The organism is Trichocoleus sp. ST-U2 (genome assembly GCF_039961875.1).
Lineage (GTDB): Bacteria > Cyanobacteriota > Cyanobacteriia > Cyanobacteriales > FACHB-T130 > FACHB-T130.
This window is the reverse complement of sequence record NZ_JAMPJY010000057.1, coordinates 19,290-37,880: the sequence shown is the minus strand read 5'-3', so window position 1 is coordinate 37,880 and position 18,591 is coordinate 19,290. Positions and strand designations below refer to the sequence as shown.

At 47.7% G+C, this 18,591-nt stretch carries 17 protein-coding genes; 6 read left to right on the top strand and 11 right to left on the bottom strand.

Annotated features, from left to right (window positions below; translation table 11 throughout):
* Positions 1 to 130 precede the first annotated feature (130 nt).
* The 3 genes from NC996_RS25135 to NC996_RS25125 are packed head-to-tail and all read right to left on the bottom strand — an operon-like array spanning position 131 to position 2,685.
* A complete protein-coding gene (locus NC996_RS25135; RefSeq protein WP_190683559.1) occupies positions 131 to 790 on the bottom strand; it encodes an SDR family oxidoreductase in 660 nt (219 codons plus the stop codon).
* Between the two features lie 19 nt (positions 791 to 809).
* Positions 810 to 989 carry a hypothetical protein gene (locus NC996_RS25130; protein WP_190683557.1) on the bottom strand — a complete coding sequence of 60 codons (180 nt, stop codon included), beginning with the start codon at positions 987 to 989 and terminating at the stop codon, positions 810 to 812.
* 13 nt (positions 990 to 1,002) lie between these two features.
* Positions 1,003 to 2,685: an ABC transporter ATP-binding protein gene (locus tag NC996_RS25125; protein ID WP_242037478.1), complete on the bottom strand. Its 1,683-nt coding sequence runs from the start codon at positions 2,683 to 2,685 to the stop codon at positions 1,003 to 1,005.
* 566 nt (positions 2,686 to 3,251) lie between these two features.
* Between NC996_RS25125 and NC996_RS25120 the strand changes: the two genes are divergently transcribed.
* Positions 3,252 to 4,373, top strand: a complete 1,122-nt coding sequence (locus NC996_RS25120) for a WD40 repeat domain-containing protein (RefSeq protein WP_190683552.1) — start codon at positions 3,252 to 3,254, stop codon at positions 4,371 to 4,373.
* 45 nt (positions 4,374 to 4,418) lie between these two features.
* Here NC996_RS25120 and NC996_RS25115 read toward each other — a convergent pair whose 3' ends face one another.
* A complete protein-coding gene (locus NC996_RS25115) occupies positions 4,419 to 6,131 on the bottom strand; it encodes a pseudouridine synthase (RefSeq protein WP_339380214.1) in 1,713 nt (570 codons plus the stop codon).
* Positions 6,132 to 6,603: 472 nt separating this feature from the next.
* Between NC996_RS25115 and NC996_RS25110 the strand changes: the two genes are divergently transcribed.
* Together NC996_RS25110 and NC996_RS25105 are read left to right on the top strand one after the other, a co-directional pair.
* A complete protein-coding gene (locus NC996_RS25110; RefSeq protein WP_190683549.1) occupies positions 6,604 to 7,656 on the top strand; it encodes a type IV toxin-antitoxin system AbiEi family antitoxin in 1,053 nt (350 codons plus the stop codon).
* Positions 7,649 to 8,413 carry a nucleotidyl transferase AbiEii/AbiGii toxin family protein gene (locus NC996_RS25105; RefSeq protein ID WP_190683546.1) on the top strand — a complete coding sequence of 255 codons (765 nt, stop codon included), beginning with the start codon at positions 7,649 to 7,651 and terminating at the stop codon, positions 8,411 to 8,413. The genes NC996_RS25110 and NC996_RS25105 overlap by 8 nt, the downstream gene beginning before the upstream one ends.
* A gap of 389 nt (positions 8,414 to 8,802) precedes the next feature.
* Here the strand turns inward: NC996_RS25105 and NC996_RS25100 are convergent, their stop codons facing one another.
* From NC996_RS25100 to NC996_RS25090, 3 genes are read right to left on the bottom strand one after another with little or no spacing between them, the layout of a single operon-like run.
* Positions 8,803 to 9,507, bottom strand: a complete 705-nt coding sequence (locus NC996_RS25100) for a DevA family ABC transporter ATP-binding protein (RefSeq protein WP_190683543.1) — start codon at positions 9,505 to 9,507, stop codon at positions 8,803 to 8,805.
* Positions 9,508 to 9,516: 9 nt separating this feature from the next.
* Entirely contained in the window at positions 9,517 to 10,689 is a 1,173-nt protein-coding gene (gene devC / locus NC996_RS25095; protein WP_190683540.1) for an ABC transporter permease DevC, read from the bottom strand.
* Positions 10,686 to 11,882, bottom strand: a complete 1,197-nt coding sequence (locus tag NC996_RS25090; RefSeq protein ID WP_190683537.1) for an ABC exporter membrane fusion protein — start codon at positions 11,880 to 11,882, stop codon at positions 10,686 to 10,688. Before NC996_RS25090 ends, devC begins: the two co-directional genes overlap by 4 nt.
* A gap of 166 nt (positions 11,883 to 12,048) precedes the next feature.
* On the opposite strand from NC996_RS25090, the gene NC996_RS25085 reads away from it, so the two are divergent.
* Both NC996_RS25085 and NC996_RS25080 read left to right on the top strand, forming a co-directional pair.
* Positions 12,049 to 12,666 (top strand): TetR/AcrR family transcriptional regulator, encoded by a 618-nt coding sequence (locus tag NC996_RS25085; protein WP_190683534.1) that lies wholly within the window; start codon positions 12,049 to 12,051, stop codon positions 12,664 to 12,666.
* 80 nt (positions 12,667 to 12,746) lie between these two features.
* A complete protein-coding gene (locus NC996_RS25080; protein WP_277879724.1) occupies positions 12,747 to 12,875 on the top strand; it encodes a hypothetical protein in 129 nt (42 codons plus the stop codon).
* 23 nt (positions 12,876 to 12,898) lie between these two features.
* Here NC996_RS25080 and NC996_RS25075 read toward each other — a convergent pair whose 3' ends face one another.
* The 4 genes from NC996_RS25075 to NC996_RS25060 all read right to left on the bottom strand — a co-directional run bounded on the left by NC996_RS25075 (position 12,899) and on the right by NC996_RS25060 (position 16,882).
* Positions 12,899 to 13,306: a VOC family protein gene (locus tag NC996_RS25075; protein ID WP_190683531.1), complete on the bottom strand. Its 408-nt coding sequence runs from the start codon at positions 13,304 to 13,306 to the stop codon at positions 12,899 to 12,901.
* A gap of 121 nt (positions 13,307 to 13,427) precedes the next feature.
* Positions 13,428 to 13,949, bottom strand: coding sequence for an SRPBCC domain-containing protein (locus tag NC996_RS25070; protein ID WP_199302950.1), 522 nt, complete (start codon positions 13,947 to 13,949; stop codon positions 13,428 to 13,430).
* On the bottom strand, positions 13,939 to 14,283 hold the full coding sequence (locus tag NC996_RS25065) for a metalloregulator ArsR/SmtB family transcription factor (protein ID WP_190683528.1): 345 nt from the start codon (positions 14,281 to 14,283) through the stop codon (positions 13,939 to 13,941). Before NC996_RS25065 ends, NC996_RS25070 begins: the two co-directional genes overlap by 11 nt.
* Before the next feature lie 115 nt (positions 14,284 to 14,398).
* On the bottom strand, positions 14,399 to 16,882 hold the full coding sequence (locus tag NC996_RS25060; RefSeq protein ID WP_190683525.1) for a BsuBI/PstI family type II restriction endonuclease: 2,484 nt from the start codon (positions 16,880 to 16,882) through the stop codon (positions 14,399 to 14,401).
* A gap of 425 nt (positions 16,883 to 17,307) precedes the next feature.
* On the opposite strand from NC996_RS25060, the gene NC996_RS25055 reads away from it, so the two are divergent.
* Entirely contained in the window at positions 17,308 to 18,486 is a 1,179-nt protein-coding gene (locus tag NC996_RS25055) for an MFS transporter (RefSeq protein ID WP_190683522.1), read from the top strand.
* Positions 18,487 to 18,591: the final 105 nt, after the last annotated feature.

Sequence of the window (18,591 nt, the reverse complement as noted above, 5' to 3'; positions counted from 1 at the left end):
GCCGCTAAATTGGCAAGTCATACCTTACGATTGTTACTCAAACGGCGCTTTGCCATTGATGTGTTAACTTTTCGTCAAGCTGGTGCTTGTTCCTCATAATTCACATTAAGCGTAATTGGTAATTGATAACTTACCAGGGAAGCACCTCCCCATTGGCGTGCCAAAAAGTGCCTGTATTCTCCAGCGTCAACTCATCAATCCGCGCCAACAAACCCTTTACAGACTCTTCCGGTGTAATGCCAGTATAGTTCGTCATACGACTTTGAACTAACCCTGGATGCAGAATTGCCACTGCGATCGCACGCGGTTTGAGGTCGAGAGATAGCGATTTGCCAGCCATCGATAACGCCACCTTCGACATCCGGTAGCCATAGGAACTGCCAGAGGTATTGTCTGCAATTGAACCCATCCGACTTGTCATCAGCGCAATCTTGGAACCCGCTTTAAGCAGTGGCAATAGGGCGTGAGTCACTCGTAAAGGCCCTAGCGCATTCACTTCAAACTGCTCTCGAATGCTCTCAAAATCCAAGTTTTCCAGCGTCACGCGCTTGATAATTCCGGCATTATTAATCAGAACATCAATCGTCGTGTCACCCAGGCGATCGCGCAAAGAAGCAACGGAAGCATCAGAGGTAATATCAATCCCCTCCTCAACCTGCACCCCTAGCTGCTTCAACTCCTCAGCAGCAGTGCGACAAATGGCAATTACTCGCTCTCCCCGCGCTTGCAGTTGGCGGCAATATTCGTAACCAATTCCCCGATTGGTACCCGTAACCAGATAAGTTGCCATGCGAACTCCAACGTCTTGATTAAAGGGACATTCCTAGAAACCACTCATAGCCTATCGGAAACTGTTGCTTCCCATCCTTCGGAATGCTGCCGCGTGCCACGATCGCTCGGTCAAAATCCCCGGTGAGAATCGTGGAATTAGACTGTTTTAGCGCTGATCCTCCGACCTTCAGGCGGGGAATGAGCTTAAAGTATTTCAATTTTCCAGCGTCGTCAGGTCGAGGATGGCTTGTAACCCAGCATTCGGAAGTAGAGTCCTTGTTGGGACAGAAGTTCGTCATGAGTGCCTTCCTCGACGATCTCGCCCTCCTGCATCACAAAAATGCGATCGCAGTCTACGGCGGTTTCGAGTCGGTGTGTCACTAAGATAATGGTTCTTTTGCGACGCAGACGCTGGAGGGTTTCTATCACCCATTGCTCGTGTTTCAGATCCAGCGAACTCGTCGGTTCGTCGAGGATGAGTATTGGAGCCTTCGTCGCTAGCGCCCGCGCGATCGCTAAACGCTGCCGCTGTCCGCCGGAAAGGTTCTGTCCGCCCTCGCTGAGCATCGTATCGTACCGCTCCGGCAAGGCTTCGATGAACTCAGCCGCCCCGGATTCCACCGCCGCCTCCCGAATCTCTTGTAAGGTCGCTTCCTCGCAGCCATAGGTAATATTCTCCGCGATCGTTCCGGGGAAAAGCGGGCTGCCTTGCGTAACTAGCGCCATGTGTTTGCGGACATCGGCAACTTTAAGGGTGCGGATATCGAAACCGTCGAGTTGGACGCTGCCCCCTGTCGGGTCGTAGAAGCGCGGCAAGAGATTGAGCAACGTGCTTTTTCCCGTTCCGCTTGGACCCAAAAACGCTACCATCTGACCCGGTTCGATAGTGGCATTGATGTCTCGTAACACGGGTCGCTCAGGGATGTACTCAAAGCTCACGTTGGAAAGGGTTAGGGTGCGGGGATGGACGGGAAACGATCGCGCATCAGGCTCGTCCTTTATGGTCGGTGGCTCGTCAATGACCGTAAAGACGCGATCGCATGAGGCTACGAATGTCTGGATCTTGGTCGTGAACCCCAACACCCAACCGATTGGGTCCCAGAACTGATTAAGGTACGCCAAGAATACGATCAGATCGCCGAGGGTCAGGCCGTTCGGCACCTGGCGCAAAAACTGGTCGCGATAGACCAGATACCCTCCGTAGCCGAAGATTACCCCGCTTCCCAGAGCGAAGACTACCTGAACCGCGAGCGGATACAGGTTTTCCTGCCAATGGAGCCGCATGGCGGCAGCGACGCTGCGATCGACCATCCGTGCGAAGCGCCGCGACTCCGTTGCTTCTCGACGGAAAGACTGGATGAGTCCGATCAACTCTATCGCTTGCTGCATCGTCGAGGTCATGATCGCATCGGTCTGCTTCGACTCAAACGCCCGACGCCGAATCCTTCCCTCGAAGTACCAGTTCGCGAGTAAAAGAAGCGGCGTGAACGAAAGTGCGAACACGGTGAGAAGGACATGGCGCGACAGCATGATCCAGACCATCGCTGTCAGCGTCACCGATGCAGCGGTAGAGCCGATCAGCGTATCGATCACTCCCCAAGGGCCGAGGCTATCGTAGCTCAACCGATAGATGGCGTCGCCCTGCGATCGCGAACCGTGCCAGCCGAGACTCAGCGCCTGCATTTTGTCGTAGAGTTCGGTGCGAACCCGCAAGGTTCCGTTGTACTGGATGCGGTAGTTCAACATCTTACGGAGCATCATGACGCTATCGCTCAGTATCCTGATGAGCATCGCCACGAACGCCATTCCGAAAATTTGGTTCAGCTTGCCTTCACCAAACGGGGCAAGAAACAGCCGATGAATCCAGTTGGGTTTCGGGGTTGGGGAGAGAACCGTATCGACTAGAATCGCCATAGGCCAAGCGTTGAGAAGGTTACAAAGCACCGATGCCCCAATCAGAAGCAAGAGCGTGACGATCAGCCAGATGTCCCTGCGAAAGTAAGAAATAGACCGGAGGACGATCCGCACCAACCAATGTTGGTATATTGACCGCTTCACCATTTTTGGCGGATTTTCCCGGCTTTTTAAAGATGCTTTGAGTGGAAAAGTCATGGATGTGCTGGGTGACTCTAAGCAGAACAATGACACCAATTGGACAATTTCAGAGAGCCGGGGGTCAGAAATCAACTTTGGTTTTTAACCCCTTGAAAGACGATTCAAAACTCCTGAAACCCTTGAAAAATTCTAGGTTAGGTAGGACGTAAGCGTAGGCGCGTTCATGCCGTAAGACTTGCCAGTTCAAAAAAGCATCAATCAGTTGGGTGAATCAACTGGGTGATGTGCGATCGCAAATTGCTTTGTTAAGGTCGGGCTGTTGTAGCTGTTATGACGGCAACATTTGCATATACAACTGCCGTCTTATTGGATTGTATCGGCGAGTAATAAAGTTTTTGTCCTACCTGAGCTATATACCTATCTATATGAAAAATCTCAAGCAATTGTCTTGGAAAAACGCGATTGCGCGTAGCGCAGCGCCAAAAGCGATCGCTCTGGCTGTTATGGCAACAATTGCCACTGGCGCGATCGCTAAACTCCCGTCAACAGCCCAACCCTCAACCCAACCCAGTTCAACAACCGCTAACTCCAAAAGAGACTTTGAGCCAATCTACAATTTAAGCGGGCATAACAGCGATGTTACTTTTCTAACCTTCAATACGAATAGTCAAATCCTGGTTAGCCATAGCCCTGGCGGGGCACTCAAGCTGTGGAACCTCAAAACAGGTAAGCTGCTGCGTACCCTGAATGAAAAAATATATGCCGCAGGCGTCGTTGCAATTACTCCCGATACCCAAACCTTGGTGACTGTTGACCGTAAGGCACAGGATAATGACAAAACGATTAAGGTGTGGAATCTGAAAACGAATAAACTTCTCCGCACCTTGAACGGTCATTCACAACCAGTCAATCACCTTGAAATCAGTGCCGATGGGCAAACTTTAGTCAGTGCCAGTAATGACAAGAAAGTGTTGGTGTGGAACCTGAAAACAGGCAAACGGCTACAGACTATCAATCCACAATCAACCCCGATTCGGTCGATTGCCCTCAGCCCAAACAGTCAGATACTTGCGACTGGCGGTGGAGAATATGTGGATCAAAATACCAGTACGGACACCAGCATTCAGCTATGGGATATCAAGACAGGAAAACTGCTGGGTACTCTCGAAGGACAGACTAGCCCAATTAGTTCCATTGCGATCGCTCCCGATGGGCAGACGCTTGTCAGCGTTGCAGATTCCATCAAGATATGGAACCTGAGAACAAAGCAGCTTCTCCACACGATACCTGGAGGTTCCGCTTCCATTTCAATTAGCCCTGATGGGCAGAAGCTGGTTACGGCTGCTTGGGATCATTCAGTCAAGTTGTGGAATTTGCGGACTGGAGCGCTACTTAAAACACTGTTTGAGCCTTCTATTAACGACCAAAATCTTGGTCGCATATACACAACCAGCATTGCCTTTAGCCCGGATGGCAAAATGATTGCCATCGGTTCTGGGGGTGTTTTGTCCACTTTTGGAATCAGTGTTTTGCGGGGGTCTTTTTGAAGCGCCGATCGCCTTTTGATAAGTTACCGTCATCAGAGCAATTCATCAAAACGGTGTCTTTGTTTGTAAATGCAAAGGTTGTCCAGATTGCGGATGCACAAAGCGAAGTTCCCTGGCGTGCAGATGTAACCGACTGACAGTTGCACGACATCCGTAAAGGCGATCGCCTAATATCGTTACCCCAAGTCCTCGCGGATCGGCTGCGTGAACCCGTAGCTGATGGGTGCGTCCGGTTAGGGGGATAAACTCTATGCGAGTCCAATCGCCTTCCCTGGCAATAACTTGGAAGCGAGTCCAGCTAGGTTTACCCCGTTCATCGACTTTCTGATAGGGACGATTTTCCGGATCTCCCCATAAAGGGAGTGCGATCGCACCTTGCTCAATTGTCACAGACCCGGAAAGTAAGGCTTCGTAAACCTTGTAAACTTGCCGCCGCTGAAACTGCTGACTGAGTTGACGATGGGTTGAGCGATCGCGTGCCAGCAAGAGAATACCAGATGTTTCTTGATCCAGGCGATGCACAGATGCGATCGCCATGCCATCCGGTAACAGATGACGCAAGCGACTGAGAACACTATCAAAAGCGTTGCGATAACGACCAGGTACGGACAGTAACCCTGCGGGTTTGTTCACCGCAATCAGCCATTCATCTTCATAAACAATCGGAACCTCTCCCCAAACCCCTCCCCTAATAGGGGAGGGGCTTTCCCCCTCCTGTGCCCCCCTCTTTTTAAAGGGGGGCACGGGGGGAGGCAAAGGGGGGGAGGCTTCCCATCCTGATAGTAAAAACCCCATCAATGGCTGACAGCGTTCAGCACAGGCTCCATAAAATGCTCCCTGCATTTTGTCACCATCGGCTGAGGATGACCCCCACCAAAACTCTGCCATTGCCAGCGGTTTCAGTCCATGCGTTGCCGCATAGTGCAGCAGCTTAGGGGCGCAACAGTCTCCGGTTCCAGTGGGCATCGAACCTCCTGGCATCAATTCCTGCAACGATAGAGACTCTCCTGCAAAATTCGTCAGGCTATACGCCGCGTGCATCTGAGTCTGCAATTGGCGGGATAGTTCTTTACGCTGTTGTTTGAGTTCGCGCATCCGCGCTTGAGTTGCGTCAATCCGTTGCTTAAGTGGCTGCAACACTTCATTGTGCTGGCGTTTGAGCATTCGTCGTTCAATTCCATGCTGACGACTTTCTTCGTCAAGTTCTTCGAGGGCAATCGTCAGCGCTTCTCCAGTCAGCGTTTCGCAGAGTAGCTGACGTTTTCGGTGTCGTTGCTGCTTGCATTCTTGATGGCGATCGCTCATTTCTTGCAATTGCTGTTCAAACTTGCGAGAGTGCGTTTCGTACTGCTGCCATTCTGGAAGTTGCTTTAGGGTAATCAGTTCTTGTTTAATCGCCTCCAGTTGGGCTAAAGTGCAAGCTTCTTCTAGGGCAACTTCGTCTCGTCCCGGAATTGGCGGCACCCAGCCCTCGATTGTACTATTACCATTGAGAAGACCGGAGAAGGCTTTAAGTATCTGTTGTTCGCCATTCGGCAGTTCAACCAGCAGGATTCCATACATCTTGCCTTCATCGGAATAACAGTCATTATTGGCAAGATGCTGCATTAACTCTCTAGCGATCGCTTCTGCTTCCTCGGTGCGGGGTAGTCTTAGTAATTCACCACTTTGAGGACAGCGCCCTTGATACCAATAGTTTTGAATACTTTTAGCAACCTCTGTATATAGTCTCTTGAGGGTATCTATTTTCTCATGCACCTGTGATTACTCTAGCAACGCCTACCACAAAAAGACCCACAATTAGGATAGCTGCTGTAGCTTTTTAAACTCGGCAATTTGATAGCAGCGATAATCTCCCGTCGTTACCAGTCTTGCCCAATGATCGCAATTGAAACGATATATGATGTGAGGGGTTTTGGGTGAGAGCGATCGCACCGTTTGTCTCTGGCTGTTGATGCGATCGCCTGTACCGTAGATGCCCTGGTAATCGGAGATAAAGTCTATAACAGTAAATGTGTTGAAGATTTATTTGGTATATACCCAATTTCTGGTGACGTTAAACTGTGCTGACTAATTGCATAGAATTCGCCAGTATACTAGAATTCCGTGCTGTACATCAAATCAGTACTAAATAGAAGATTTTTAGCAGGCATTTAGAATAAGATATAGAGTGCAGCGTAAAACTTGCTCAAACTGAATAAAATGGGCGTATCTGAAACGGTTGATTTTTATGCAGCCGAAGCATCCCTTATTGCAAAAATGTCTAAAACTACTTGAGTCCTTGCCGAACCTTCAGGCAAAGGTTGAGGCATTGCCGTATATCACAGATAATCTATTGGCGGATGGTCGGCTGATCCTTTACGGATCTGGGCAACAGGTAGAGTACGTTTGTGAAATTAAGTCGGATATTACCAGCGGAACGATTGATTTGATCGTTGACTATCTGCTTCACATTAGACAAAGACTTGACGATGAACAAAGACCTTTGTTGGTGACACAAAATTTATCTGAACGAGTAGTCGATCGGTTGCTCAAAAAGAATATTGAATTCATTGATACAACGGGTAATATTTACCTCAATAGTCCAATTACCTATATTTTGGTACGTCGTCAGTCTCGTTCAGGCGTAACGTCTAACATTACAAATAGCTCACTGCAACTTATCTATGTCTTGCTGAAGTTCCCTCATATTTTGAAAGAGGAAGATTTTGAGCGGGAACTAGCTGTAGCCTCCGGAATCTCATTGAGTACAGTCAGACACACCTTAGAAAAGCTCTATAAACTCGACTATCTCCAGCGGAAACGGGGTGATTATAGGATTGTGGATTACATCAAACTCTTAGAACGTTGGGAGATGGGCTACGTTGAAAGCTTGCGTTCTAAGTTATTGATTGATACCTTTACGCCAGTGGAAAAGCGTCCTTTCTACGAGATTGCTGACACGATCGCTCGACAGGCTCAAGAGTATGGCTACCTGATTGGCGGAGAACTGGGAGCAGCACTTGCCACTGACTATTTGCGCCCCATTGGTGCTACCCTCCATGTACCAGAGGATTACCGCCCAATCTTTGTAAAGCTGAAACTCAAACCCAGCCCTCAAGGAGAAATTGCACTGTTGCGACAATTCGGAAGTCATAATGCCTGGAATTGCGATCAATTCACGTCCCTTGTCGATCCAGTGTTCATTCATGCTGAATTGCAAACAAGCAACGACGATCGCTTGCGAGAAACTGCCGAGCGCCTCTTTGGCAAGTACATCGCTCAGAGAGCAAACGATGCTTGAACCGAAGGACAAAAAAGTTCTGGCAGATATTAAGGCAGCTGTTGATTCTCTAGAACTACCGATGCTGATAGTCGGTGCTGGAGCTAGGCTCCTCATTTTTGACAAACAGGACAAGGTTCAAGGACGTAGCACTAAGGATTGGGATGTGGCGATTCCGATAGCGAGTTGGTCAAATTTTCAAACCTTGAGCGATCGCATGACTAAAGGCTCGTCTCCTCGCTTTAGCACAACCCAATTACCCCACAAATTTATTCACATTGGAACTAAAACAGAAGTTGACATTGTGCCTTTTGGGGGAATTGGTGAGCCAGATCAACAGATTGAATGGGCTGACGGCAATCAAATGAACGTCATGGGTTTGGAAGAAGCTTTAATCCATGCAAGTGTAGAGACAATTGACGATCTTGAGTTTCAGGTCGTCAATACACCAGCTTTCCTTGTATTGAAGCTATTTGCTTGGGGCGATCGCCAAGAAAGGACAAAAAAAGATTTGCAAGATATCGACTTCATCCTTGTGCATTACAGCGATGATGATCGCGTGTTCGACGAACTCGCTGAAGAACTCGCTGAAGGGCAGATTGAATATCTAGATGCGGCGATTTATCTGCTTGGACGGGACATCCGGAAAATCTTCCGAGATGAGACGGTGGTTCAACTCAATGCCCTTCTGGAGCGGCTTGTGCATAAATCAGACGATGATGCACCTGATTCTAATGAGTGGAGGCTTAAAGTCCTAAAAAGAGGAATTAACAGCTAGAGGGTTTGATTGCAGTGATAAAATCAAGGCGATCGGCTCGCGGGTGCCGGAGGCGATCACAACCTCGAATAAACAGAGCGAACTGACTCTTTCTGCGCTAGGCTAACGCCTCGCTTCGCTAACGCTATCGCACCAGATGATTTTAGCTGCACGTAGACATCAACGCGATCGCCTGCCGTCATAGTTTCAGAGTGTCAGTATAGTAAAGCCAATGGTGAGAAGCAATATCCGTGTGATCGCTTCCAGATGGATGTCAGGATGCCTCTTTGTGATAGTGTGATAGCAACTTTTGCACTCCATCAACGCTTTCCCTGCATTCGCGTTCGATAGTTTCATTGCAAATAAAAAAGTTGCATATTGCCTCTAGATCATCTATCTGAAAACAGTTTCTAAGCGACTGATGCCAGCGCAGTATCACTTGCTAAGTATCCATCTTCCATGTGAACAATGCGATCGGCAATATCCAAAATGCGGTTGTCATGAGTCACCAGTAGAATGGTGCAACCTTGTTCTTTTGCCAGTATTTGCATTAAGCTAACGACTTCACGACCGGATTTGCTATCGAGAGCAGCAGTCGGTTCGTCAGCAAGAATTAGTTTGGGATGGCTTACCAAGGCGCGGGCGATCGCTACTCGCTGCTTTTGCCCACCCGATAGATCGGCGGGATAGTAATTGATCCGATTTCCCAATCCTACCTGTTCTAGCATTTCGGCTGAGCGCTGGCGCATCTGGTGCGGAGAAATATCCTTGTGCAACTCTAAGCCCATTTTGACGTTCTGGAGTGCCGTTAAGCTACCGTGCAAGTTGTGCGCCTGAAAGATATAACCGTTGTGCCGTCGCGCTTGTACCAATGCTGTTGGATTTGCACCGCAGAGTTCTTGTCCTAACACCTTGAGACTACCCGATTGGGCAGATCGCAATCCACCAACTAAAGTTAGCAGTGTGGTTTTGCCGGAACCAGAAGGCCCGGTCATGATGATAATCTCACCCGCATTAATTTCTAAACTGATGTCAAATAAAACTTGTTTGCGGAGTTGACCTTGACCAAAGTAATGATTGAGGTTGTGGATAGAGATGGCAGGTTGAAGAGACATAATATAAACCTAAAACATATCAGCCGGGTCAGCGGATTGAAGTTTGCGGGTAGCGATCGCTCCAGACAAAGTACACATCACCATCGTTAACACCAGTACGAACATCCCTCGTGCCACAGTCATGTACAGAGGCAAATTCGTTGCATTACGAGTCAGGCGGTACAGTCCAGCGGAAATGGCAATACTAGGGATAAAGCCGATGATTGCTAAGATAACCGCTTCTTCAAACACGACCATGAGTAGGTAGCGATTGCGATAGCCCATTGCCTTGAAAGTGGCGTATTCTCCCATGTGTGCATTCACATCCGTTGAGAGAACTTGGTAGACAATAATGACCCCAACAATGAACCCCATTGTTACGCCCAAGTTAAAAATAAATCCAATCGGTGTATTCTTTGCCCAGTAGCTTCTTTCAAACTCGATAAATTCCTGCCGAGTCAGAACCTGAACATCATTCGGCAAGTGTGCTTTCAAAGCTTGTACCGTTTGCACTGGATCGGTTCCGGGTTGCAGTTGCAGCAAGCCGACACTAACGCTGCTTGCCTGTCTGCGGGGAAACAACCGCAGAAAGTTTTGGTCGCTGGTAATCAGGTGTCCGTCTGCACCAAAGGAAGATCCGATGCGAATTTTGCCAGCAACGGTAACACTATGCCGCTCAATTTCTGTCTTCAGTGGCTGGTTTTGTTCGAGTTGCGCGATCGCTGCTTTATAATCTCCACGGCTACCACTGTCAAACAAAACTGTGTTAGGCAGCTTAATCAGGTTTAATTGTTGGTTAATGTCTGGTTGCTCAAAGACTGAGCTGTTAGGGTCAAATCCCAACATCAGCATACTCGTTTCGCGCTGGGTGGTGGGATGCTTCCAGTTCACCATGTTGGCGTAAAGCGCTTCCGCAGACTGAACGCCTGGAATATCCATCGACTGGTACAAACGCCGTCGCGGGAAGGACGACATATTTGATAGATTGCGCGCTTGAGGGCTGAGCAGAACGACATCGGCGCGAACGCTATTGTGGACTAAAACGGCACTGTTGAATAGCGCACTTTGAAACCCCAACTGCATCAACATCAAGACATCTGCAAACACAACACCCGCACACGCTACGACCAGTTTTCCTTTTTGATGACTCAGTTGCAGCCATCCTAAAGGTGTCCGGCGTTGGAGTTGTTGGAAGCCAATCATAATTCAATGACCACCTTAACTTGCTGATTCGTGAGTCGGGCAGCCTTGCCACTGGAGCCTGCATCCAGACGGATTTTCACTTCCACAATGCGCCCATCAATATTGGCGGACGGATCGCTATTTACAATGTCTTGGCGCAGCACTTTATAGCCAACCTGTTCGACAGTACCGCTGAGTTCGCTGTCAATGGAGTCACTACTCACCCGCGCCGTTTGCCCTGGACGGATGTTCTTGATGTCACTCTGATAAACTTCTGCGATCGCAAACATCTGTTGCGTTCGCCCAATTTCCGCAATCCCGTCATTGCTAATCAGTTCGCCAGGACGGGTGTAGATTTTGAGGATTTGACCATCTTGAGGCGATCGCACGGATGCCTGCTCTAAGTTTGCCTTGGCTTGCTCAACGGCTGCTAGGGCTTGCCTGACATCGGCTTGGGCTACCTGCACGTCTACTGGGCGCACCTCTGCAATTCGATCCAAGGTGGCGCGGGCTTCATTCAGTTGTTGTTGGCGAGAATTCCGAGTGCGATCGCGGGCGGCTTGCGCTTCTTGGAGTTGCTTTTGGGCAGTTGTCAGTGTCAGTCGCTTACTATCGCGCTGGGATGCCGAAACCGCTCCGTTCTGGTAAAGCAATGCGTAGCGCTGATACTCCACCTGTGCATTTTGGACTTCTGCTTCCAGACGGGCAACGGTAGCAGCTTGCGCGTTCAAGTCCCCAACCCGTTCAGCTTCCAGTTGGGCAATCTGGGAGCGTTGCGCCTGGATTTCGCCCGTCTTTGCTCCCGCACGCACCTGCTCCAGTTTGGCTTGGGCAACTCGAACCTGTTCTTGTGCCTGCATCACAGATGCCTGGAGGCGATCGCGACTGTTGAGTATCGCAATTGCTTGTCCTTTGCGAACGCGATCGCCTTCCTTGACTAACAGTTGATCCACTCGATTTCCTTCAGCAGATGTTGGTGCAGAAAGCGCGATCGCTTCCCCCTCTGGCTCTAGCCGTCCCAACGCCGTCACCGTCTGGATTTGGGGCGTACTGATAACTGTGGATGGGGTCGGGCTGGATTGCTGGATACGCCCTTGCGAAACGCTATATGCCATCACTCCGCCTGTTGCCAAGGTTGCAGCGATCGCCAGCAGAGTCAGTGGTCGGGAAAGACGTTTCGAGGATGGATTACCTGCTGCCACTTCTTGCATCATCTGTCAGATTCCCCAGTTCTAGGAAGCAACTAAACTAAACCGTTTAGTTTTTCTGTAACTAAACTAAACGGTTTAGTATAATAACGTCAAGGGAGTCCTGAAAATTCTCTAGAACTCCTCAAAGCGAATGCCCCTAGAATGACTGTGACAATCAGATCGGGAATGAATGAGACAGACGAAGATGACGGAACCGAAGCAGGATGGGTTGGGAGAGAAAGCCGAACAGATATTGACAGGCGCAATGCAAGAGTTTTTGGTGCATGGCTATGCCGCTACCAGCATGGATCGGGTGGCGAAGGCGGCTGGCGTATCCAAAGCAACGGTTTACAGTTACTTTCAAGATAAAGAAGGATTGTTCACCGCCCTCATCCAACGGTTTGCTTACAGAAAGCTTTCCATCATCCAACGTTCCCTGCTGCCGGAAGGAGATGGTCGGGTCATGTTGCGGCAGCTATTAACGAAGGCATTGAATGAGATCATTTGTGATAGCGAAGAAATTGCCCTGTTGCGGCTAATTATTGGCGAGTCTGGACGCTTTCCCGAACTGGCGCAAATCTTTGTTCGCACGTTGGTAAAACCGGGCGTTGAAACATTAAGCCAGTATCTGGCATCAAGTCCAAACTTAAAGATTGCCGATCCCGAAGCAACCGCACGCATTTTTTTAGGTGCATTAGTTCATTTCATGATGGTACAGAAAATGCTTCACGGTCAGGATATTCTGCCGATGGAGAGCGATCGCCTGATCGATAGCTTAATGAATCTTCTCAAGGAATCCGAAGCTTGAGCGGAGTTGATATTAGCAACGGTTTGCACATCCTTGTCACCCCGAACAGTTGATGACAATTCGGGGATTATCGAGCAGTGGTGGGCAAATTTCTAGGTATGCGATCGCCACAAATTTACCAACTGGAAAACCGCTTCCAGGCGTTGCAATCAGCATTAGCGATCGCTCAAGCCGAAATTCCTTTCACCACCACAACGATCGACCCTTGAATGGCATTCCTCTGATTCCATTTTCAACCTTGATTTATTGCACTAGGTTCCATGTAGACAAGTTCCCAAATGTGGCTATCTAAATCTTGAAACCCATGTGCGTACATAAAACCGTGGTCTTGTGCTTCCTTGTAGGTTGATCCACCAGCGGCGACTGCCTTGCGAACCATTTCATCGACTTGTTCTCGGCTGTCAGAAGATAAGCAAACCAGCACTTCTGTGCTTTTGGTTGCATCACAAATTTCTTTCGGAGTAAACGTCTTAAATTTGTCGTGAGTTAATAGCATCACGAAGATGTCATCGCTGACAATCATGCAAGTCGCCGTTTCATCAGTAAATTGAGCGTTAAAACTGAAGCCAAGTTTCGTAAAAAACTCGACAGACTGATTCAGGTCTTTTACGGGCAGATTCACGAAAATTTTAGTAGCCATGTTTTCTCCTTTTGAGAGTTCATTGCATATATGGAAGTATCGGCAAGACGATACTAATGTTCCCCTTGAGTCGTTTCACAAAAGACCACCAGTTGACCGTCTCATGCGTGGCAAGGGAGACTCAAGCTTTCGCCAAGAACTCATCAAGGCAGTCAAAGCTGGAGTTCCACCCGCCAATAACCCCCATCTCCTCATGCTTCCGGCGGTCTTCAGCAGACTCATGCACAATGCGGAGTGTGAGCTTGGTCTTGCCGTCCAAATCCTCGAAAAGCACCGTCATCACCATTCCCTTTGGCAGATCGGCGTTCGCGACCTTTTCAAAGCCTTCATCAAATTCATCAGTGGTAACAATCCGTTCAAGAGGCACAACTTCGCGGAAGACACCTTTGCCTGGGTACTCTGTGCCGTCTGGGCCAATCATGACATAGCGCGATTTACCGCCTGGACGCAGATCCAGCTCAGTCACCTTGGTCGTGAAACCTTTCGGCCCCCACCACTGCGCTACGTGTTTCGGGTCAGTCCACGCCTTGAACACCAGTTCACGGGGTGCGTTGAAGACACGGGTGATGACGATCTCGCGTTGACCGGAGGTCGGTCGTAGACCCTCGCTTTGAGCATCGGTGGAATCATTTTTATTGCCCATCTTGTTTCTCCTGGGTTTGTAACTCGTGCAGGTAATCATCCAGCCGATCAAGTCTCTCTTCCCAAAATTGGCGATATTGCTCGATCCAATCCATTGCATCCTTGAGTGGTTCCGCTTTGATCTGGCAGGGTCGCCATTGAGCCTCTCGACCCCGCGCGATCAGTCCGGCACGCTCCAGCACCTTGAGATGCTTGGATATGGCAGGAAGGCTCATCTCAAAGGGTTTGGCTAACTCCGTGACCGATGCCTCACCCTTGGCAAGGTGGGCCAGGATTGCACGCCGGGTGGGATCGGCAAGGGCGGCAAAGGTGACGCTCAGTTGATCGGAAGACACTTGTATTTAACCATTTAGTTAATTAACGATAAGGTTAAATAAAATATCCAAGAATGTCAAGTGCTGATTTAAGCGATCGCTTGTTGTGTCGTGTTAGGTGTACTGCGCCAGATATTTAAGAACAATTCTCTGGATCTTCATAGGGTCCAAGAAATCTCTCCCCGTTGAAATGAATCATGTGATCTGGTTGATCTGCTACCCAAACTTCTGTTTCCCAAGAAATCTCAGCAAGATACCGAGTCATTTCCTTACGGCTTGGGAAAGCCGTAACAAAAACCAATCCTTTACGACTCGACTGAAAGAGCCGCTTTAATTCATTGTGACGTTTCAAGTTGACTGGACCATGACTAATCACAGCTTCTATCAATACAAGCCAATCTTGCCGCTCATAGTGAACTACAATGTCTGGCATTTTACCGTGAGGATCTAATTCAATCCCTATTTCTCGGAATTTCTGAGTTTCATTGATGATGAACTTATTTCCGGCATCGCCAACATACAGAACTAAACCTCCAGGTGTAAATCTAGGACAGAAGCTTTCCAAAATATCTTTTATCAAAATATTTTGTCCACCTGATGATAGCTGAATGGCTTGACCATTAGGCAAACTTACGGGAATTGTCGGGATATTTCGCTTCCTAGACTGCAATAGATTTGTGACTGAAACAGCATAATTTCGACGGGCTTCTTCCCATTGCTCAGAGCCATAGGCTTTAAGAAGTGACAATGCTTGTTGATGAAGTTGATAACACCATTTGGGGCTGTTAATTGGTCGATCAGGTCGATCTGGATTCTCAACAACTATCCCCATCTGCACAAACTGGTGCATTGTCTGCCGTCGAACTGTTTCGCGTGTATTAGGTGCGTATTGTTTTCCGTAGTAATCACGAAACCAATCCATCATTTCTGTAATTCCGCGTCTTGGTGTTGTCGCTTGATTCCAAGAGGTTTCAGGTCGAATGTCTGCTAATGCAAGTAAGCAAAGTGCTGATCGTTCGTTCTGTTGCTCTCTAGGAGCAGAAATATCTTTGAGAATTGCAAGTGCTTCCTCAATTCGTTTGCCAGCCTGAACTGCATTTATTGCTTCACTCATAATTGACAGAGTTTTGTGCACAACGGTATCAAGTTGCTTTTGCTCAAGATGAGAATCACTAATTTGTCTTCCTAGTTGTATTAGATCATCTTGACAAGGGTATTTAATTTTACGCAAATCCGTTGCATTGACTTGTGTGTGTCCACTAAACTGTCGGAAGTAACTGTCAAATAAAGTTGAATTGAGAAATGCAGCTAATCCTCGTGCAAGGTCGGGATTCATCCCCTTACCTCTAGCATGGTAATAATTAAGATGATTCTCTATGCCTAGTGCTGGCGCATCTACGGGAGGGCACACAGCAGCAACAATACGACGCTTTTCTTCCTTAGCAGAAAAACGCTTTGTTAAAACGTACCAACCCGATTGAACTAACCATTTTTCTGTTTCTTGGTTTTGTTCAATTGCGATCGACTTGCGAGGATTGTAGGGTGGAAATAAAACTTTCCCTGCTTTCATAGCTTCTGGGTAAAGTAGTGGAACGCTTTGCTCATCTAAGTAATTTTTCAAAGCTGATTTGAGACGAAAATCGACAACTGGGCCTGTTGAAACTTCTAACCCAATTTCATCCAAAGTAGATGAAAATTTATCCATTTGCACTTTTAAAGCATCTTCAAGAGGGTTTGTGACGATATGAATAAAGCTTTCTGAATCATTTGTTTTAACAACTTGGCTATAAGGAATAACTCTTGATTCTAAAAAGTCAATTGCATTGGTTCCAGAGCTACTACTTATTTCCATATAATTAGACTTTTCGCCGGACTTTAAAGCATGAAAGATAATATTTTCTTGCAATACGCCATCTTCGCAAAAGGCGGTCGAGCGGCTCTCAAAAACATGAACTTTTTTAAGTTCAAGTTTTTCAAGGAAAGCTTTACGGAAAGGACGATAATAAGCGCCATTACAGAAACTTCTAGGCGTAATTGCAACTATCTCTCCGTCCTTAGCAAGCTGTAATACAGTAAGCCAAACAAACGCACTATATAGATTTACAGTTTCAATCCCAAATTCTGAAAGAAATTGATTTTCGATTGATTGCCTGTTAATTTTCTTATACGGCGGATTCAGAATCGCGTGAGTAAAACGAATAGAGGAATTACTAAAAAGCGGCAAATTTATTTCAGTAAAGGACTTGATAAAGCTTTCCTCATGTAAACAGTAATTCGCTTGAATACCTCTGCTTTCTAAAGCTACACAACACTGTATGAGGCATTCTCTCAAAGATGATATAAAAGTTGATTCAACTTCATATGCTGTTATGAAGCAGCTCTCAACCTTGTTAGGATTTGCTAATAATCGCTCTACAAAGGCAGCCGTTAATGCCCCAACTCCGGCTCCGGGATCTAGAAGGTTGACGTGACCGGATAGACTGCTAAATTGTCTCGCCATAAAACGAGCAACCGGAGCAGGAGTCATAAACTGTCCCAATTCACTACGCTGCTTCAAATTCAGCTTTGAAGAGAAATGAATCCTGGCGATGTCAGCTGAGTCTGTAAGGAACGTCGTCATGCTCTCAATTTAGGGATCGATATGAAGACATACCATATATTTATCTTGTAGTACACCTAACTCGTGATTTGGCAGCTCCTGTCTAATTCTCCAAATTGGGATGTTGTATAGATTCTGGCCATATAGCATTCCAACCGCCTGGACAGTATATGTGTGTTGTTACAAATTTTGAGTCTTATTCAACTCGTAAAAAAGACAATCTCTTCTGGTATGCCTACAATAGGCTACAGACGTATTTGCAAGCCTTTTCCTTGCCCTTCGCCTTTATGATTTTTCCTCCCTGGTAAGCTTCTAGAACCCAATCCAACGCGCGATTCGCCTTACAACTAAGGCGGAGAGTTTGTTCGTGGATTCCCCCTCCGATCGTCAACGCCCTTGAAGATGTTGCGCTGGTGTTCAAATTTTAAGGATGGGAGAATTTTACGATGTCATTGGATGGTAAAAACAAAACAACCAGGACTGTGATTCTATTAACGATTATCTTCCTGGTCATTGAGCTATTAGACGAGCTGGTGGATGGAGTGCGGGGTGCTGCTTATCCATTGATTCGGAATGATCTGCATCTTTCCTATGTGCAAGTGGGGCTGTTGCTGACGATACCCAACACGGTCAGCAGCCTGATAGAGCCAATTTTGGGAATCTGGGGAGATATTGGTCAGCGACGGCAATTGATTTTGGGGGGAGGTGTTGGGTTTGCGATCGCATTACTCCTCATCTCTCTTAGCGATAACTTTTCGTGGTTATTAGTCGCCTTTGTGCTGTTTTATCCGGCATCTGGTGCCTTTGTCAGTCTTTCCCAGGCGACACTGATGGACATGGAACCGACGCGCCACGAACAAAACATGGCACGGTGGGCATTGGCGGGTTCTATCGGGAATGTGATGGGACCGTTAGCGTTAGCGGGTGCGATCGCATTCCATCAAAGTTGGCGGAGTGTGTTTTTACTATTGGCGATACTGACGGGATTACTTGTAGGAATGTTGTGGCAGTATCCAATCGCAACTCCAACGGCATCCTCTGATATTGATCAACCCACGCACAGCTTCAAAGATGGCATCCGTTATGCTATCCAAAGCTTAAAACGAGGTAACGTGTTGCGTTGGTTAACGTTGTTGCAATTTTCCGATTTAATGCTGGATGTTTTGAGTGGCTTTTTAGCACTGTATTTCGTTGATGTCGTGGGTGTAAACAACACACAAGCGAGTTTCGCTCTCACAGCCTGGTTGGGGTTTGGCTTATTGGGAGATTTTCTCCTGATTCCCTTACTCGAACGAGTGCAAGGACTTGCTTATTTGAAGGTTAGCGCTATCCTTGTTTTGTGTCTTTATCCAGCTTTTTTGCTTGTACCCAATATCAATCTCAAGCTGGTCATTCTTTGCTTTCTGGGCCTCCTTAATTCCGGATGGTACTCTATTCTCCAGGGGCAATTGTACACAGCGATGCCGGGGCAGAGCGGAACCGTCATGACGCTCAACAACCTGGCAGGTTTTGTGGGGGGGTTAGCTCCGTTTGCACTGGGTTTGGTTGCTCAACAGTATGGTTTGCAGCCGACGATGTGGATATTACTTGCAGCACCCATTGCCTTACTAATTGCGCTTTTTTAAATCCTTTACCACTGGCAGGCGTTGCATCCATTTCGCACTCTTGCCACTGGTAAAGAATAGGATTGTACCAACGGGCGTGTATTTGCAATTTAGGGGATGTTCCCG

What these genes read in the sequence shown, in the direction of transcription:
- NC996_RS25125 (WP_242037478.1), bottom strand. Translation starts at nt 2,685, where the DNA reads ATGGCGATTCTAGTCGATACGGTTCTCTCCCCAACCCCGAAACCCAAC.
- NC996_RS25120 (WP_190683552.1), top strand. Translation starts at nt 3,252, where the DNA reads ATGAAAAATCTCAAGCAATTGTCTTGGAAAAACGCGATTGCGCGTAGC.
- NC996_RS25070 (WP_199302950.1), bottom strand. Translation starts at nt 13,949, where the DNA reads ATGGGCAATAAAAATGATTCCACCGATGCTCAAAGCGAGGGTCTACGA.
- NC996_RS25100 (WP_190683543.1), bottom strand. Translation starts at nt 9,507, where the DNA reads ATGTCTCTTCAACCTGCCATCTCTATCCACAACCTCAATCATTACTTT.
- NC996_RS25075 (WP_190683531.1), bottom strand. Translation starts at nt 13,306, where the DNA reads ATGGCTACTAAAATTTTCGTGAATCTGCCCGTAAAAGACCTGAATCAG.
- NC996_RS25085 (WP_190683534.1), top strand. Translation starts at nt 12,049, where the DNA reads ATGAGACAGACGAAGATGACGGAACCGAAGCAGGATGGGTTGGGAGAG.
- NC996_RS25110 (WP_190683549.1), top strand. Translation starts at nt 6,604, where the DNA reads ATGCAGCCGAAGCATCCCTTATTGCAAAAATGTCTAAAACTACTTGAG.
- NC996_RS25105 (WP_190683546.1), top strand. Translation starts at nt 7,649, where the DNA reads ATGCTTGAACCGAAGGACAAAAAAGTTCTGGCAGATATTAAGGCAGCT.
- NC996_RS25060 (WP_190683525.1), bottom strand. Translation starts at nt 16,882, where the DNA reads ATGACGACGTTCCTTACAGACTCAGCTGACATCGCCAGGATTCATTTC.
- devC (WP_190683540.1), bottom strand. Translation starts at nt 10,689, where the DNA reads ATGATTGGCTTCCAACAACTCCAACGCCGGACACCTTTAGGATGGCTG.
- NC996_RS25135 (WP_190683559.1), bottom strand. Translation starts at nt 790, where the DNA reads ATGGCAACTTATCTGGTTACGGGTACCAATCGGGGAATTGGTTACGAA.
- NC996_RS25090 (WP_190683537.1), bottom strand. Translation starts at nt 11,882, where the DNA reads ATGATGCAAGAAGTGGCAGCAGGTAATCCATCCTCGAAACGTCTTTCC.
- NC996_RS25055 (WP_190683522.1), top strand. Translation starts at nt 17,308, where the DNA reads ATGTCATTGGATGGTAAAAACAAAACAACCAGGACTGTGATTCTATTA.